Origin of the sequence: Bacillus sp. FJAT-25509, assembly GCF_001420605.1 — a bacterium.
Taxonomy (GTDB): domain Bacteria; phylum Bacillota; class Bacilli; order Bacillales; family Bacillaceae_G; genus Gottfriedia.
Genome location: NZ_LJIZ01000038.1, coordinates 133,992 through 151,509 on the forward strand (window position 1 = coordinate 133,992; position 17,518 = coordinate 151,509).

Annotated in this window: 20 protein-coding genes and 1 pseudogene; 15 read left to right on the forward strand and 6 right to left on the reverse strand. The window is 30.3% G+C overall.

Features of this window, described 5'->3' with window-relative positions:
• Positions 1-90: 90 nt before the first annotated feature.
• Complete coding sequence (locus AN960_RS22560) at positions 91-396, reverse strand: AzlD domain-containing protein (protein WP_056476732.1); 306 nt, start codon at positions 394-396, stop codon at positions 91-93.
• Complete coding sequence (locus AN960_RS22565) at positions 393-1,133, reverse strand: AzlC family ABC transporter permease (protein ID WP_056476735.1); 741 nt, start codon at positions 1,131-1,133, stop codon at positions 393-395. Before AN960_RS22565 ends, AN960_RS22560 begins: the two co-directional genes overlap by 4 nt.
• A 614-nt stretch (positions 1,134-1,747) precedes the next feature.
• Here AN960_RS22565 and AN960_RS22570 point away from each other — a divergent pair.
• Positions 1,748-2,455, forward strand: a complete 708-nt coding sequence (locus AN960_RS22570; RefSeq protein WP_056476738.1) for a cytochrome c biogenesis CcdA family protein — start codon at positions 1,748-1,750, stop codon at positions 2,453-2,455.
• Between the two features lie 211 nt (positions 2,456-2,666).
• Positions 2,667-3,146, forward strand: a complete 480-nt coding sequence (locus AN960_RS22575; protein ID WP_056477344.1) for a CcdC family protein — start codon at positions 2,667-2,669, stop codon at positions 3,144-3,146.
• A gap of 29 nt (positions 3,147-3,175) precedes the next feature.
• Here AN960_RS22575 and AN960_RS22580 read toward each other — a convergent pair whose 3' ends face one another.
• On the reverse strand, positions 3,176-3,607 hold the full coding sequence (locus AN960_RS22580; protein ID WP_056476741.1) for a DUF2621 family protein: 432 nt from the start codon (positions 3,605-3,607) through the stop codon (positions 3,176-3,178).
• Positions 3,608-3,793: 186 nt separating this feature from the next.
• On the opposite strand from AN960_RS22580, the gene AN960_RS22585 reads away from it, so the two are divergent.
• The 6 genes from AN960_RS22585 to AN960_RS22605 all read left to right on the forward strand — a co-directional run bounded on the left by AN960_RS22585 (position 3,794) and on the right by AN960_RS22605 (position 7,665).
• Complete coding sequence (locus AN960_RS22585; RefSeq protein WP_056476744.1) at positions 3,794-4,264, forward strand: hypothetical protein; 471 nt, start codon at positions 3,794-3,796, stop codon at positions 4,262-4,264.
• Positions 4,265-4,769: 505 nt separating this feature from the next.
• Positions 4,770-5,327, forward strand: a complete 558-nt coding sequence (locus tag AN960_RS22590; protein ID WP_056476747.1) for a hypothetical protein — start codon at positions 4,770-4,772, stop codon at positions 5,325-5,327.
• Positions 5,328-5,520: 193 nt separating this feature from the next.
• A complete protein-coding gene (locus tag AN960_RS22595) occupies positions 5,521-5,865 on the forward strand; it encodes a DUF5412 family protein (protein WP_502692568.1) in 345 nt (114 codons plus the stop codon).
• Positions 5,866-5,996: 131 nt separating this feature from the next.
• Positions 5,997-6,248, forward strand: coding sequence for a hypothetical protein (locus tag AN960_RS25235; protein WP_286131782.1), 252 nt, complete (start codon positions 5,997-5,999; stop codon positions 6,246-6,248).
• Between the two features lie 215 nt (positions 6,249-6,463).
• Complete coding sequence (locus AN960_RS25240) at positions 6,464-6,709, forward strand: DUF4261 domain-containing protein (protein WP_286131783.1); 246 nt, start codon at positions 6,464-6,466, stop codon at positions 6,707-6,709.
• Between the two features lie 251 nt (positions 6,710-6,960).
• Complete coding sequence (locus AN960_RS22605; RefSeq protein ID WP_056476749.1) at positions 6,961-7,665, forward strand: DsbA family protein; 705 nt, start codon at positions 6,961-6,963, stop codon at positions 7,663-7,665.
• 47 nt (positions 7,666-7,712) lie between these two features.
• Here AN960_RS22605 and AN960_RS24190 read toward each other — a convergent pair whose 3' ends face one another.
• The 3 genes from AN960_RS24190 to sspO form a co-directional block, all read right to left on the reverse strand.
• Entirely contained in the window at positions 7,713-7,871 is a 159-nt protein-coding gene (locus AN960_RS24190) for a YfhD family protein (RefSeq protein WP_082459648.1), read from the reverse strand.
• Positions 7,872-7,904: 33 nt separating this feature from the next.
• Positions 7,905-8,039 carry a small acid-soluble spore protein P gene (locus AN960_RS24195; protein WP_082459649.1) on the reverse strand — a complete coding sequence of 45 codons (135 nt, stop codon included), beginning with the start codon at positions 8,037-8,039 and terminating at the stop codon, positions 7,905-7,907.
• Between the two features lie 670 nt (positions 8,040-8,709).
• The gene (gene sspO / locus AN960_RS24200) at positions 8,710-8,856 is read right to left on the reverse strand and encodes a small acid-soluble spore protein SspO (RefSeq protein ID WP_069032362.1); all 147 of its coding nucleotides are present in this window, start codon (positions 8,854-8,856) and stop codon (positions 8,710-8,712) included.
• A 426-nt stretch (positions 8,857-9,282) separates the two neighbouring features.
• Between sspO and AN960_RS22615 the strand changes: the two are divergent.
• From AN960_RS22615 to AN960_RS24205, 7 genes and pseudogenes are all read left to right on the forward strand, one after another.
• Positions 9,283-9,672 (forward strand): annotated as a pseudogene (locus AN960_RS22615) (M15 family metallopeptidase); the annotation flags it as partial.
• 6 nt (positions 9,673-9,678) lie between these two features.
• Complete coding sequence (locus AN960_RS25490; protein WP_390311451.1) at positions 9,679-9,891, forward strand: peptidoglycan-binding domain-containing protein; 213 nt, start codon at positions 9,679-9,681, stop codon at positions 9,889-9,891.
• Positions 9,892-10,185: 294 nt separating this feature from the next.
• Entirely contained in the window at positions 10,186-11,226 is a 1,041-nt protein-coding gene (locus AN960_RS22620; protein WP_056476754.1) for an acyltransferase family protein, read from the forward strand.
• Between the two features lie 165 nt (positions 11,227-11,391).
• The gene (locus AN960_RS22625; protein ID WP_056476755.1) at positions 11,392-12,495 is read left to right on the forward strand and encodes a GerAB/ArcD/ProY family transporter; all 1,104 of its coding nucleotides are present in this window, start codon (positions 11,392-11,394) and stop codon (positions 12,493-12,495) included.
• 787 nt (positions 12,496-13,282) lie between these two features.
• Positions 13,283-16,009: an aconitate hydratase AcnA gene (gene acnA / locus AN960_RS22635; protein ID WP_056476757.1), complete on the forward strand. Its 2,727-nt coding sequence runs from the start codon at positions 13,283-13,285 to the stop codon at positions 16,007-16,009.
• Positions 16,010-16,513: 504 nt separating this feature from the next.
• Entirely contained in the window at positions 16,514-17,065 is a 552-nt protein-coding gene (locus tag AN960_RS22640; RefSeq protein ID WP_056476758.1) for a TlpA family protein disulfide reductase, read from the forward strand.
• A gap of 75 nt (positions 17,066-17,140) precedes the next feature.
• Positions 17,141-17,278: an FbpB family small basic protein gene (locus AN960_RS24205; RefSeq protein ID WP_082459651.1), complete on the forward strand. Its 138-nt coding sequence runs from the start codon at positions 17,141-17,143 to the stop codon at positions 17,276-17,278.
• Positions 17,279-17,518: the final 240 nt, after the last annotated feature.

The following is a 17,518-nucleotide window of genomic DNA, read 5'->3' on the forward strand; positions in this document are numbered from 1 at the left end:
CTCCTTTTACGAAAATTTGGTAATTTAATCGACAAGGTTGTTTTTCTTCACGCTGTTTATTATTTAGACTAGCTTATGAATAGATAATAACTAAATAAAATAAAGTTTCATCACTAAAACCGTTCCTATTGCTCCAAAAACAACGAAAATGATATGTAATCTAAGTAATGATAAGATAATTGCAACTAATCCACCAATCAGTCCGACACTCATATTTCCTTTTTGAACACTTAATATTCCTGGAAAAATTAATGCACCCAATGCAGCATATGGAACGCCTTTTAACCAAGAGGATACCCAGTTTGGAAATTGAATCCGATCAACAATAAATACTGGAATAATACGGGGAATCATAGTCACTAAGCACATTCCTATAACAAGTAAAAAGACAATCATTCTTTGTGATCTCCTTTCATTAATACAATTGCAAGTAAACTAGCAAGAATGGAAGACAAAATTAATGACCAACCTTGACTTAAAAAAGAAGAAAGGATGAAATTTAGAAGCATACTCACTAATACGATTAAACACGCTCTCCAATTTGTACGAATGGCTGGGGTTAGTAACCCGATAAACATAGCGTATAAAGATATTCCCATGCTTTCACTAATAATCTTTGGAATAAGTTTAGAAAAAACAACCCCTAAAATAGTACCGCTTATCCATGTACAATAAGCAATTGTATGTAATGTAATCAAATAAGTGGATGAATAACCTGCTGAATTGCTTTTTTTACCTAAAGTAGTAACAGCAAAATTTTCATCTGTTAGTGTGATAGATAAGTAGACTCTATGCCAAAATGGTAGGGTTTTAAATTGATGATTAAATGATAGACTCATAACAAAGTTTCTAAAATTTAAAATAAATGTAGCAATATAGATCTGGAAAAAACTAACTCCTGCCAAATACATGGATAATCCCATAAACTGACTAGCTCCAGCATATACAAGCGCACTAAATGAAAGAGTATTTAGTACATCAATGTCAGCTTGCTTTGCAATTAATCCGAATGTAAAAGCAACTGGTAAATAGCCAATAATTAAAGGAACAGACGCTAAAAATCCGTCCTTCATTTCCTTACTACGATTCGCTTTTGTGTGTGTAGTTTTTGATTGTTGCAAAACAGTAGACATGTTAAGTTATAAACTCCCTTCAATTAAAATATCCTTTAGTAAAATTAGAACGTTGAGATGACAGCTTTTGAAAATCATTCCTTTACCTTATATTTCCGTATACATGCTTATGTATTGTTGAAAATTGGTTGGCCATCAAAGAGTGTCATATGATTATACTATAAAAATGAGAAAATTTTCATAATAGTAAAAATATATTTTTTTATATTTAAGCACTTTTTTAATTTTAAAATTAAAGTGCATTTGAAGTTAAAAAAAAGAGGAGTTTTTTGAAATGCTATAAAAAATTTTTGACTTATTCATGAAATTTATAAATTATAGGTAATATTTTCCAATAATAAATGATAAGGATTAATAATAAAAACATACTTGGCCATATTTTTTTAAACATTTTTCCACCTTAATAATAATTTAGTTTATTAACAAGTGTGCCGAAACTTAAGAGAAAATATTCCATTTTAATCACTATTCTACAATTTTTGGTAATTAATGAATTATTAGAGGTTCTTAAAATATGTGTACGATACGGTCTATTAACTACTTTTAATACTAAATAAAAAGCAATTCTGTTATAATGTTAACTAGAATGTAAAGATGGGAAGGGATGTAAGTTAATGGGGGATTTAAATATTGGTATTGCATTTGGAGCGGGATTTCTCTCCTTTATTTCTCCATGTTGTCTACCGATTTATCCAGCGTTTTTATCGTATATTACAGGGGTATCTTTAAGTGATTTACAAAATGAAAAAAGAATACATAAAAGTAAAATCTTACTACATACTTTGTTCTTTTTATTAGGTTTTACAATTATTTTTATTGTTTTAGGTTTTAGCACTTCCATAATTGGCTCTTTTTTTATGCGTTATCAAGACTTTATTCGTCAAGTTGGTGCGATTTTAATTGTATTTTTAGGATTAGTCGTAACGGGTATATTTCAGCCGAAGTTTTTAATGAATGATCGTAGATTTCAATTTTCAAAACGTCCTTCAGGATTTTTAGGTTCTACTTTAATTGGATTAGCATTTGCGGCAGGTTGGACACCTTGTACTGGACCAATTTTAACTTCAGTATTTGCCCTTGCAGTTAGTAATCCAGGTTCAAGTTTATTCTATATGTTAGCATACACATTTGGATTTTCTATTCCATTTTTTGTTTTATCCTTTTATTTAGGCTCGCTAGGTTGGATTAAAAAGTATTCACATAAAATCGTCGTTTTTGGTGGATATCTCATGATCATAATGGGAATCATGTTATATTTTGATTGGTTAACTAAAATTACAATTTATTTTACTAGATTTTTTGGTGGATTTACTGGATTTTAAACATTATTTTTCCAATGTAAAAAAATGCAGGATTTGAAGTAATTGGATTTGCAATCGATGTGGTAGAAGCAGTATTATATAATAATTAAAGAACAAAGGTTGCAAAGATTAAGTGCTTTTTATTCACAAAACAGTATTAATAAGTATCAGCATATAAGTATTATTATTCTTTAAGAATGAGAAAAAGGTAGTGAAAAAAATGAGTAAAGATATGAGTATAATTTTTAGCACAGTTTTAGCAACTTGTATGGCTTTAGGTGTTATTGTCGTTAGACTAAAAGCTGCTAAAAAGCCAACAAATTTAAAAAAAATAATTTTACCTCCATTTTTTATGAGTAGTGGAGCTTTAATGTACTTAGTACCTGAGTTTAGATTAACTGGTTCTGAAGTATTAGAAGCTGTTTGTATGGGAGTATTTTTTTCGTTATTTTTAATTAAAACGTCTAAATTTGAAATTGTAGATAATGAAATTTATTTAAAAAGATCAAAAGCATTTGTCTTTATCTTACTTGGTTTATTAGTAGTTCGAATCGTGATGAAGTTATATTTAAGTTCATCAATCGATGTAGGCCAATTAAGTGGTATGTTCTTCTTATTAGCATTTTCAATGATTGTTCCTTGGCGCTTAGCAATGTACAAATCATATCAAAAAATGAGAAGACAGCTTCCATCAAATACAATTATTACATGAAAAAACGTGTACCTTATCGGTACACGTTTTTATTTTGCAAGTAAATGCTTATAATCAGTAAAATCAATTTCTTTTTTCTTCAATGTTTTAACTAAAAATGCATGATCACGTTTAGGGGTTGCTTTGATATAACCTTCAATAATTAAACCTTGTGTAATTTGCGGAGCGTTAGCTATTAGAGCTAACTCACCAATTTTTCCTGCTATTTTATCTCGAGCTATATCTCTAAATAAAGTTGGAACAGGTTTTACTAATTCTTCAAGTAATTCTTTCTGTTCAGTTGACCATAAATGTCTTGTTTGTTGTAAATATTCTTCCTGCCAATCTAAAATCGATTTCCCATCCTCTTTAGGTAATCTTTTTAAAAACTTTCTGAACATAAAGTATCCGCCGATTGACATCATTCCTAACAAGAAAATTGTCCATAAGACAATCATAATTTGAGAAAAGAACGAAAACATATGTATCCTCCTTGTATTAGGTAAACATACCACTATTATAGTAAGAAAATATGACAAGTATCAAGCAAGTACATATGTTTTTTGTCAAAAAATGACCATTTATTTTTAAGTACTAGTTTCATTTTAAGTATTTGAATCATATAGTAGAAAAAATAAAGAAAAAAGTCGTAGAGGAGGCGAAAGAATGTGAAACAAACTAAATTCTCTTCTCACTTTACTTTTCTGAGTGTTTTATTTTATTTGGCCGCAAGCTCAATATTCCTAGTCATTCTGTACAAGTTAATATCAATGCTAGTAGGAAATGGAAATGAAATTAAGACTTATTTGCAAATCGCTGTAGTCGTTATTGTTTTAAGTATTACAGCTTTCCGCCTAATTCGAAGTGATATTGTCTTAATCCAGGATGAAATTATTATTCATAAAGGCATTCTAACAGTTAAACTGAAGGTCAATGATATTACAGAAATAAAGCAACTAGTCGAAGTTTTTGGAAAAAATAAAGAAATAATAACCTTATTAATTCATATTAACGAGTCAGTACAACCAATTATGTTAACCCTCGAAAATCCAAAAGCCTTTATAAGTGAACTTTTAAATTTAAATTCTGACATAATATTTGATGAAGAATTGATTATTTTAGTAAATAAAAATAATTAATAAATGAAAGCCAAGTTTATTTAAATGTAGACTTGGCTTTTTGTTTTGTAAAATAGTGAAGTCTTTATTAAGTGAAACCCGATTTAATAACATATTTAGACTATGATTATAAAAAAAGTTTATGTAAGTCGAGATTTCATGCTTCCTGTAGATCATACAGGAGACGATCAACATTCAGATGAAAAAAGCGACATTCTTTATTCTCAAGTTTAGATTGGTTGTGCTTTTGGTGATTTGGTATTTGTTCATTTAAGGAACACCTTGGATTTGATGTAGGATAACCTTTTAATGAATCCAAACAGTATGGTGTTTCCTACACATTTTTTTGGGAAAACGAAAGAGTAAAATCACATCAAATATGCGGCTATTTTTAATGTGGTATAAGTCAGATTATTTGCATAATAATAGTATCTAAAGTAGTTTTTCTACTGAAAACACTGCTATATAAGCCTGAATGTATAGCTAATCCCCACCTTTTGAAAAAACATAATAAAGGAGGAGTGTTATGCTTAAATCAAAAAAAGGCATCATTTTTTTAGCTGTGTTAATACTTTTTGCACTATGCTTTTTCATAAGAACTTCTTTTCAAAAGAATGGAAATAATGAAAAAAATATTGTAAAAAGTATTCAATCAATTAAAGGTAATGAAAGTAAAGATACAATTGAAATCCTAAAAATTTTTGATTCTAATAATGGCAATGACCGAACCGTTGCATTCCTATATAATAATTCTCCAGGATATATACATTTCTTTAAAAATAAAGATGGAAACTATAAAATGACATATAGTGAAAGTCGTACAAATGCTTCTCATGCGTTTTTTTTTATTAAATTAGGAAAAGTCATGAAAATGGATCACGTACTTATCGTTACAAACGTAGATACAACTGTTACAACAATGAAATTAACAGTTATTGGTGAATCAACAAAAGAATTTGTATTTAACTTACATCCAAAATCTGCCTCATTAATTAAATTAGAAAATATGCCTAAGCCCCTAAATGGCCATGATTTTAGGTTTGAATATGAGTATTTTGAAAAAGATGGTAAGCAGGTTAAATAAGATAACTTATCGATTTAACGCATGCAATAGTTGAAGAACCTTTAAGCTGCTTCGGTAGCTTTTTTTTTTTCGAGGAAATGGCAGGATAGTTGCATAGGAAACAAATGATTATATGTTATATTAATTAATAAAACGTCCATCTGGGGGAGAACTTTTGGCTAAGAAATATAGATAAATAACGATTGGATTAATAATAATTTTATTACCTGTTCTAATTTGGATTTCATACCATATTTATATGACATTCTTCGCACCACCTACTTTAAGCTATATTCCAAAAGGTAAATTAATCGAACAAATTAAGTCTCCAAATCAAGATTATACTTTAAAAGCGTACGTATCGAGCGGAGGAGCAACAACAGACTATGCTATTAGGGGAGAATTAATCTTTAACAAAAAAGATATTAAACCTAAAAACATTTATTGGAATTATCATGAAGAGAAAGCAAATATAAAATGGATAAAGAATAACACTGTGATAATAAATGGTCATAAACTAATTGTTCCAAATCAAACTTACGATTTTCGTAATGAGTAAAACACGATTGAACGAAAGCATTCAACACTTGAAGTTCGCGAGCCGCTAAAATGCGGTGCAAAGAATGATTCAATCGAATCATTAAGAATAACCAATATATACTTATTAAACTTAAAAGTGGTCAAATATTTATGACTGAATCGCAAATTATTATTGGAATTCCTGGTATTTGGAAAAATAGAACTGAATTAATACAGACCGTTGCTACTAAAAGTGAAGGTTATTTGCTGGCTGGAAATATCATACATAACGCACAAAAAAACATTGGATTTCAAGTTGAAGTCTATGATCATGAACCAAATCTAAAGGAATCATTCATTTATGCATGCAGAGATTCCTTTCAACAATCATTACTAGATAACAAACTTATACCATATATATAATTGCAGATGTAGGAAATATAGAAGATGTAAAAGAAGTTGAAGATGTAGGGGATGCCTTATTAAAAGCAGGAGGATTAGCCATTAAAATTGAATCTTCTGGTGTTGCTTATACAAAAAAGGAGTGGAACGAACTTAATTCGAATAATGAGATATTTCCTCTCTATTCACATTTTGTCACTCTAATTGGAGGAGAGGAGTGTTATTTCTCATGTGGTATGAAGGCATTTTGTCTGCCAGACGTTGTAACTCCGTCTACAATTGACCCTATAGAAGCAGCTGACATTTTAAATAATTTTAATTTCTATAATATAATTGAGAACCCAACTTTTAATAATGGTGAAACATTTAGTATCAGCGAAGACGGTCATGTATTAAAGATAACTGCAATTAATGATGATAGATATGATCAAGAGGATTTGTATTTTAACCCATTTGGATTGCTAGAATTAAAACAAATATAAAAAATATTTAACGTATTTCTTATGCAACTAATTCAGTGCAATTGTTCCTTTAGAGTTCCTAAAAGTTGTTTACTTTGACTGCCTTTTTTTAACTTCTAATTGCAATATCTTAATTTACTAATGGACATTAATAAGTATTTAAAACTTTAATTAAGAATAATTTTCAATTACAAGTGTTATGAATAGTTAGGTTACTTTAGTTTATGTTACAATGATGTACAGTACATAATTGTAGGGGGAATATAGCACTAATGAGTAAAAAGAAAAAATCTAATGGTAATCAAACGTTTGCTATTTCTGTATTTGTTGGAATAGTTGTTTTAGTTGGAGCATTATTTTTAGTTTCAAAATTGCAAGATAAAAAGACTGAAGAAGTTTATCCAGCAATTGCAGGAGTAAATCAAGTAAAAGTTGATGGGTTTGACACGAAGGATCAACCAACATTTAGCAATAAAAATGCAAAAGTTGAAGTAGTTGAATTTGGTGATTATAAATGTCCAATTTGTGCTCAATGGAATAAAGTAGTTTTTCCTCAACTTAAAGCCGATTATATTGATAATGGTTTAATCAATTTTTCATTTATTAACTATCCGTTTATTTCGAAAGATTCAAATTTAGCTGCACTTGCATCAGAAGTAGTTTATAAAACTCATAAAGATTCATTTTGGAAGTTTCAAGAGCAAATCTATTTAAAACAAGAAGATGAAACAACTACTTGGGCTACACCTGATAAACTTGCAAGTATTGCGAAATCTGTTATTCCGAATTTAGATGAAAAACAATTTAAAAAAGATTTATACAAAAAAGATGCAATGAAACAAGTTGCAAACGACGTTGCAATTGCAAACCATTATGGTGTTAACGGAACACCTACAATATTTGTAAATGGTAAAGCAGTGGACAACCCTAGCTTAGAATCAATTAAAGCAGCTATTGACGCTGAAATAAACAAATAATTAAGAAAGGTATGCGGAATTATCGCATACCTTTTTTGTATAGCAAATTACATTTTTTTCTTTACACGTGCATCTGCTTGAGCTGAACGCTCTTGAGCCTCTATATCCTCATGATCTGCTAATTCCGCTGAATACTCAACATCGAGTCCATCAGGCTTTACATTCTTATTAAAATTAGAATTGAAAGTACTTTGCTTATTCTTCAAATTAAACCCTCCATTATAACTAACTAATTTAAATTACATGTCGTGGCTACTATGTTTTTTCTGTCTTGTATGATTTTGGTTCTTTACTTTATGAGAACCGCTTAATGGTTTTGGTTGTCCACTTTCATGATCGATAGGGCTATTTCTTTTTGATGATTTGTTTGTCATTCTTGTCACCTTCCTTTAAGAATAGCTTTAGTCGTAAGCGAAAAAATATGCCGAAAAGAAATATTTACTAATTTATAATTGAAAGCGTTTTAATCATTTTTTTCTAATAATTTTCGATAACCATTTTCCATATATATAAATAAATTAATGAAAGGGAGGTATTTCTAATGATTTAATTTATCTAATATTAATACTAAAAATTGAATGTTGAGAAAATTATTTTTCATAATAAAAAACGACAAACAACAATTAAATCTAAGAAATTAATAGAGTAAAAGTTAATTTTTTTTAGTTTGTCTGACTCTTTTGATGTATGAAACAAGTAATTTGACCAATACTAGTAATAGTCAAAATGAAAGAGGAGACTGATACTGATTATGCAAGTACTAACAGTTTGTCTTATATATTCGGGTGTGATCTTACTCTATCTCTTGTTCAAGAAAGTTCAATATAATAAGAGACAAAAAAATGTGATTAATTTTTTCCTATACTATAATCGTAGAAAAAGTAATGTTAATAGAGATACGAAAAGAACAGGAGATATTATTTATTTAATGCCTCAATCGACATTGAACAAAGGTATTTTACGAAAGCGAAAAGATGATTTTGAGTAATGATCAAAAAATATTAAAAAATAGCAAGCAATTCTTATAAATTGCTTGCTATTTTTTTATTGTCTTTTTTTCGTCTTTTTATTGTTTAACTTATAATCTGCTGAAAGTGGCTCTTGTGCAGTTTCTTCATTAAAACCAGCAGCTTTTCCTTGCTCGATTGAAGCTGACATTCCGCTGCCAGAATTATTTTTACGTCTAGACATGATATTCCTCCTTATATAAGGCCATTTTCGTAAACATATTTTTGGAATAGGTTTGAAAATTACCTTTTATAATCGATATTCTTTCCTATATTTTTTATAGTACCCTAAAAATTTTTTTGGTAATTAATGTGAACGTAATGATAAATTGTTCAATGTCAGCACCTTATAAAGGTGTTTTTTTATGTTTGTCGTTGCTGGAATTGACGAGATTGAACAAGAAATAAAAAACTAACAGGATTAAAGACATGTCCAGGAGAAAAAAACGATATCTTTTAGACTATTTATTCAAACCGTATTTCAATTTTGTGAATATATTGGCTTATGTGTATGTTTGATTGTTTATTAAAAGCAAGCGAAGTTATTTTACGGGATAAGTCTTCCTAAGTAGGTTGGCTTTTTAAATTTATTTAAAAGGGGAAATCATAAATGACAAATCCAACTTATCACGAAAGAAATTTATCAAATATAAATAAGTTAGCTCCAAATACAAAGCAAGCAGCATTAAAGTGGTACAATTATTGTATAAAAAATAATATCGATGTTTTAATTTACGAAACGACTCGAACAAGAGAACGACAAGAAGAACTAGTTGATAATGGCAAGTCCCAAACTAGAAAGTCATATCATATTGTAGGTCAAGCATTAGACTTTGTTCCGATTGTAAATGGTAAAGAAGGGTGGAACTCATACAATTCTGAACCGTTTAAATCGGCTATTAATTATGCAAAATCCATTGGCTTCACATGGGGTGGGGACTGGAGTAGCTTTGTAGATGAGCCACATTTACAATTTGAATACAAAGGATATGGTACTGATAAAGCATTGGAAGCTAAACCACCTGCATATCCAGGAACGATCATAAAATCAGGTTCAAAAGGAAATAGTGTTAAATTAGTTCAAAAAGAATTAGGAATTACAGCAGACGGTATATTCGGTCCTATTACGGATCGGGCGGTAAGGAATTTTCAAAAGAAAAATGGCCTGACCGTAGATGGAAAAGTTGGCCCAAAAACTTGGGCAAAATTATTTGTTTAAGAAAAGGTAAAATCTTATTACTAAATTTAGTAAAATAACATTCAAAGTTTCAAATTGTAAAAATAAAATCTAGTTCAAACCCTGTATAAGTATTGTACAGGGTTTGTTTTAATATGCGACTAATCAAATCATATTGGAATAACGTTACATATAGCTTACATTACGAAAAAGGCAGTTTTTAACGAATGGAGTATAAAAAAAAATATAAGATTGTAAAAATTCAAATCCTCCAATATGATGTTTATTGGACAAAAAACTTATTATTGGTGCTTGAAGCATTTCAGGAGGATACAGATGAAAAGATTTATCGAAATAGACATTGCAAGGGGGATCACTATATTACTGGTAGTAATGGGACATACGGCTATTCCAATCTGGTTAAATAACATATTAAGAGATTTTAGAATGCCATTGTTTTTTTTAGTATCAGGGTATCTTTTTAGTAGTCAGAAGTACTTAAATGATACGCGTCTATTATGGATCAACAAATTTTATGCTTTACTTGTACCTTATTTTACAGTAGGGATATTATCTTATTTTTACTGGTTAATTTTAAAAATTGCAGATCCTTTAAGAACTGAATTTATATGGTATAAGCCTCTTGTTGGCATTTTATATGGAAATGGAGCTAATGGATGGTTAAGCTTAAATGTACCGTTATGGTTTTTAGTTTGTTTATTTTGTGTTCAATTACTCTATTGTTACTCACAAAAAATAATTGGTGATTTTAATGTTTACACCCAAATAGGTTTTTACTTAATTATTGGATTTATTGGCTATGGTATAAGTCGTTTTGTTTTTTTACCATGGGGTTTAGATATCGCTTTAGTAGCTCTTCTTTTCATGTATTTAGGGAATAAATTTAAGGAATATCAGTTATTAAATAAAATAAAACCAATTGGAATTGTATCAATTTTATCTTTAATAATATTCGGAATTGCTACTTATATCAACGATGCAGATATGAACAATAGGATTTATAATAACTTTTTTATATTTTATACAGCAGGCATTTCCGGAAGCATTGCAACATTATCGTTTGCAAAATTGTTGTCAAAAATGAAATTACCGACAAAGTTTTTTACTTTTTTAGGTAGAGAATCCTTAATAATTTTAATTTTCCATGTTGGATTTGCTATCGCAACATTGAAATTTATAGATAAACTTTATGTTGTAGGAACGATACATTGGTCCATATACTTTGCATTTGGATTAATAATCCCTATCTCACTATCGTTTTTCATTAAAAAGATCCCAATTTTAAACAGATTACTAAATGGGAAAGGAAAGCCAGTCGTTACAGAAAATACAATCAGTCAATTAAAGGTGTCATAATAAAGAGTGTAAGTTGAAGCTAAATTTGCATTATAAATAAGCCCTGTGTCCATTCCGGATACAGGGTATTTTTGTAATATAAATCATAATTTAGATTCTAAATGGTAAAAATAAACATGCATTAAAAAAGAATATAGAGGAAGTAAGTATTATGAAGGTACTGTAATGAATCGTAAATTGAAAGTAAGTGGTTTTCAATTATTATGTATGATTTTTATGTTTATTAATGGTACATCGCCACCAATTGAAATCTATTCTTTAGCCAAGCAAGATGCATGGATGAGTTTATTAATAGGACTTACTATGGGGTGTCTATTATTTTTTGTATATATAAAGTTATATTCATTTTTTCCTGATGTACCATTTACAAAATATATACAAAATATTTTAGGTAAATATGTTGGAAAATTGTTAGCACTAATCTATATAATATATTTTATTTATATAGGTGCACGAGTTTTGCGTAATTTTGAGGAGTTAATGGTTATTACTCTTTATAATGCTTCATCACGTATTTCGATTGGAATATTAATGATGATTGTAGTCATATATGCAAGTCATAAAGGAATTGAAACATTTGCACGTGCAAATGAATTTATTTTTTTATTTATAATGTTTATTACTTTTATAATTATTGGATTAGAAATTATTTCTGGCTTAATCAATATTAATAATCTAAGACCTGTATTAGAAAGTGGATGGAAACCGGTGTTAAAGGCAACTCCGATATTAATTTCAAATCCTTTTGGTGAGATATTTACCTTTACAATGATTTTGCCATATTTAAATAAACAAAAGAAAGTAGTAAAGGTAGGAATAGCATCCTATCTATTTTCTGGGCTTATATTGACTTTATCTTCAATGTTAAATACTTCCATAATGGGCGTTTCTGACATAGAAAGAAGCATATATCCACTTCTTACAGCTGTTAGTTATATTAGTATTGCTGATTTTGTTCAAAGATTGGATACCTTTATTATAGTAGTTTCGGTATGTAATTATTTCGTGAAGATTACTATTTATTTCTATTGTGCGGTGTCAGGAACAGCAGATTTATTTGGCATTAAGGAAAGTAAGCAATTAGTTTATCCTACTTCCGTTATTATGTTAGTTTGTTCAATGTGGATGACAACGAATTATCTTGCATTACGTAATGAAGCAAGTGATGTTGTCCCCTTTTTACTACAGATACCTCTTCAAATTATTATCCCAATATGTTTATTACTAATAGTGCTAATAAAAAGGAAACTAAAATACCCAGCCTTATAAAGAAATTCTCTGGATTTTGTAGTGCATCCCAAAAGAAAAAATAGCTAGGAGACTACATTTTTGTGGTCTTTTTCTTTTGCTCAAAATCAATATGGATAGACCTCGGACATAAAGCACTAAAGCAATTAAAAGCGATGTCTGGTAATACTCACTTCAAATTGATGAATCAATTGAAAATTTTAGATCCCGATGACATTGAAATTTACATGTATTGCGGACTAATGAGTTATGCAACGAGTATGGGTAAAGAATTAACACTAGAAAAATTTGAAGATATTCTGGATTAGGCTGCTAACTAGAAAAACAATATTATAAAATTAATACTTTCCTACAAGTGATTTTATTTTAATCTGCAAACGATTTAATGAAAAATTTTGAATAAGGATAAAATATTCTTTTTAATTTATTGGGTGTATTCAGAGTGAAATATCAAGAAGGTGTTATAATAAATATATAAATATAAGACTCCTAGACAGATTTAGGAGTCTTTATATTGGTTCACACATTTTAAGTCTCACGTTAACAAAAATCACATTATGTTCACATCTTGTTCACGAACTTTTAAAAACTCAATTAAAATCTATGGATTTAAATGATGATATAATTGAGTTAAAGATTATTAAATGAACTAATTGTTTTAAAGGTCATAAGTAATACTTATTGCAAATGATAAGTTACTTCTTATTTACTTATGATATACATTGTAATAATATATTATTGTAAGGTATTGAAAAGTTTGGATATAAAATATATTCAGACATTTTTTGCTTAATAGGGGGAAGAACACATGGGGAAAAATGACGTTTTCCAATCTCGTTCGACATTTACTGCGAACGATAAAACTTATCATTATTATCGCTTAAAAGCAATTGAGGAAGCTGGAGTAGCTAAAATCGGTAAATTACCTTATTCGATTAAAGTGTTACTAGAGTCAGTTCTTCGTCAAGTAGATGGAAGAGTAATTACAAAAGATCATGTTGAAAATTTAGCAAAATGGGGAACAAGCGAGCTACAAGATGTAGATGTTCCGTTTAAACCTTCTCGTGTTATTTTACAAGACTTCACAGGTGTTCCAGCTGTAGTTGACTTAGCTTCATTACGTAAGGCAATGGCTGATATGGGTGGAGACCCTGAAGTAATTAATCCAGAAATTCCAGTAGATCTAGTAATTGATCACTCTGTAATGGTTGATAAAGCTGGTTCAGTGGATGCATTAGATTTCAATATGGATTTAGAATTTTCTCGTAACGAAGAGCGTTACCAATTCTTAAGCTGGGCTCAAAAAGCATTTAATAACTATCGTGCAGTTCCACCAGCAACTGGTATCGTACACCAAGTTAACTTAGAATACTTAGCAAATGTAGTACATGCAATTGCAAATGAAGATGGTGAAGTTGTTGCATTCCCTGATACATTAGTGGGTACTGACTCACATACTACTATGATTAATGGTATTGGTGTATTAGGTTGGGGTGTAGGTGGTATTGAAGCTGAAGCAGGTATGCTTGGTCAACCATCATATTTCCCAGTTCCAGAAGTTATCGGTGTTAAATTAATCGGTGCTTTACCAAGTGGAACAACTGCAACTGATGTAGCGTTAAAAGTTACTGAAGTTTTACGTAAAAAAGGTGTAGTAAATAAATTTGTTGAGTTCTTTGGACCAGGTTTACAAAGCATGCCTTTAGCAGACCGTGCTACTATTGCAAACATGGCTCCTGAATACGGTGCAACATGTGGATTCTTCCCAGTTGATGCTGAGGCACTTAACTACTTACGTTTAACAGGTCGTTCTGAAGAGCAAATTCAATTAGTTGAAGCTTATTGCAAAGCTAATGATTTATTCTATACAGCTGACTTAGAAGATCCTACATTTACTGATTTAGTAGAAATCAATCTTTCAGAAATTGAATCAAATCTTTCTGGTCCAAAACGTCCACAAGATTTAATCCCATTATCTGAAATGAAAAAAGCATTCCAAGCAGCAGTTTCTGCTCCAATGGGTAATGCAGGATTCGGTTTAACTGATGAAACATTAAATAAAGAAGTAAACGTTAAATTTGAAAACGGTACTGAAACAACTTTTAAAACTGGTGCAGTAGCAATCGCAGCAATCACAAGTTGTACAAATACTTCAAACCCATACGTTATGTTAGGTGCTGGTTTAGTAGCTAAAAAAGCTGTTGAAAAAGGTTTAACAGTACCTGCTTATGTAAAAACTTCATTAGCTCCAGGATCTAAAGTTGTTAGTGGATATTTACAAGAAGCTGGCTTAATTCCTTTCTTAAATCAATTAGGATTTAACATCGTTGGTTATGGATGTACTACATGTATCGGTAACTCAGGTCCATTAGCACCTGAAATGGAAACAGCTATTGCTGAAAATGATATGTTAGTAACTTCTGTACTTTCTGGTAACCGTAACTTCGAAGGACGTATTCATCCTCAAGTTAAAGGTAACTACTTAGCATCACCACCATTAGTAGTTGCTTACGCGTTAGCAGGTAATGTAAATATCGACTTCTCAGTTGAGCCAATCGGTCAAGATAAAGATGGAAACGATGTATTCTTAAAAGATATTTGGCCAACATCTGCAGAAGTTCAAGAAGTAGTTGCATCTACAGTTACTCCTGAATTATTCAAAAAAGAATACGAAAGAGTATTTGAAGATAACAAACGTTGGAACGAAATTCAAACAACTGATGATTCATTATACAAATGGGATAGCGAATCAACTTATATTGCAAATCCTCCATTCTTTGAAGGATTATCAAAAGAGCCAGGCGTAGTTAAACCATTAGCTGGTTTAAAAATCGTTGGTAAATTCGGTGATTCAGTAACAACTGACCACATTTCACCAGCTGGTTCAATTGGTAAAACAACTCCTGCAGGACTTTACCTACAAAGTAAAGGTGTTAAACCTGTAGACTTCAACTCATACGGTTCTCGTCGTGGTAACCACGATGTAATGATGCGTGGTACATTTGCTAATATCCGTATCCGTAACCAAATCGCTCCAGGTACAGAAGGTGGATACACTACTTACTGGCCAACTGGCGAAGTAATGTCAATTTATGATGCAGCAATGCGTTATAAAGAAGATGGTACTGGATTAATGATTTTAGCTGGAAATGACTACGGTATGGGAAGTTCTCGTGACTGGGCTGCTAAAGGAACAAATCTTTTAGGTATAAAAACAGTTCTTGCTGAAAGCTTCGAACGTATTCACAGAAGTAACTTAGTATTAATGGGTGTTTTACCTCTTCAATTTAAAGATGGTGAAAATGCTGAAACATTTGGATTAAATGGTAAAGAAGTATTTGCTGTTAATGTAGATGAGAATGTTAAACCACGTGATCTTGTAAAAGTAACTGCAACAAAAGAAGACGGTACAACTGTTGAATTTGAAGTAGTTGCTCGTTTCGACAGCGAAGTTGAAATTGACTACTACCGTCATGGTGGTATCTTACAAATGGTATTACGTGATAAATTAAATAATTCTAAAGTAACTCATTAATTTGTATAGAAAACACGGTCTTTATTGGACCGTGTTTTTTTTGTTTGGGTAAGTGGATAGCGATTAAAATCTTTGAATCGCTATTAAAAAGATGGCATCGCAATTAAAAACGTTGAATCGCAATTAAAAGATGGCATCACAAATAAAAATCAGAAACCGCAATTAAATCTGTAGAATCCCAAATAAAAACCAGAAACCGCAATTAAATCTGTAGAATCCCAAATAAAAACCAAAAATCACAATTAAAAACTGCATATCAGTAATTAAACAAACAGAAACGATTAACCCTACACAAAAATGTACTAAATGGATAAAAAAATTACGAATTAATAGAGCATTCATGTAAAAAATATAATAAAAGTGGATCTATATTAAGATAATTTGAATGGAATAAGTATATACAAGCTAATCACAAGAGATATTGTCTAAGAACATAGGCGAGCTTGTTCCACTTTTGTATTTATTATGGTTAAATAGAGATAGTTCATTAAAAGGGTGATTTGTATGAAAAAAGTAATTCCTGTGCTGATACTTTTAGTTGCGTTGGGATATTCAATTTTTCAATTATATGAGAAAAAAGAAGAAGAGAAAAAAGTCAGTAATAATAATGATGCCTATATTGCTTCAATTCAAAAATTAGGTGTTCAAGTTGGACAGCAGGCACCTGATATACAATTGATGACTTTAGATGAAAAGAAGGTTAATTTATCTTCATTTAAAGGTAAGAAAGTAATCTTAAACTTTTGGGCTACTTGGTGCCCTCCTTGTCAGGATGAGATACCAGCTTTAGAGAAATTCCATCAAGAGCATAAGGATATTGAAATGATCGGTGTTGCAGATTATATTGGTGAGAAAAAGGATTTAAGTTTTATCAAGAACTTTGTTAATAAAAATAGTATGAATTATAGAATTTTAATTGATGAAAACGGTGATAATTTTCGTAAATATGGTGTGATTTCTATACCAACTACATACTTTATTAACCCGAATGGAGAAGTAGTTTTTAAGCAAATTGGGCCATTAACTGAAAAACAATTAAATGCATTTTTAAAATAAGAAAAAATTTACTAAAATGTAAGAAAACTCTTTTTTTTGGCAATACTAACAACATAAAAAGAAGAGGTGATTGTTTTGAGAAAGAAAAGACATAAATCGTTTCAAGAATTAATTCTTGAAAATAAAAATTCACTATTAAATGATGAAGAAGCTTTGAATAAAATATATGATCGACTAGAAGAACGTTTAGAAAGAAAAGCTAAAGCGGAGTAAATTAGTCATTTTCGAAAATTGAATTTTATTTATAGACAATGAGAAGGGAATTATTTCCTTCTTTTAGTTTGTAGACAAAATACTAAAAGCTTGATTTTCTGACTGATTGTAAGCGTTTGTCTTTCGAGGCACGAAGCCAAGTGAGGAGCGGAACCCTAGACGGTAATGAACACCGCATACAGGCGAAGTAACGAAGAAAGCGAGCGTTTGTCGGGCAGTCTGAGAGAAGGAATTATTTCC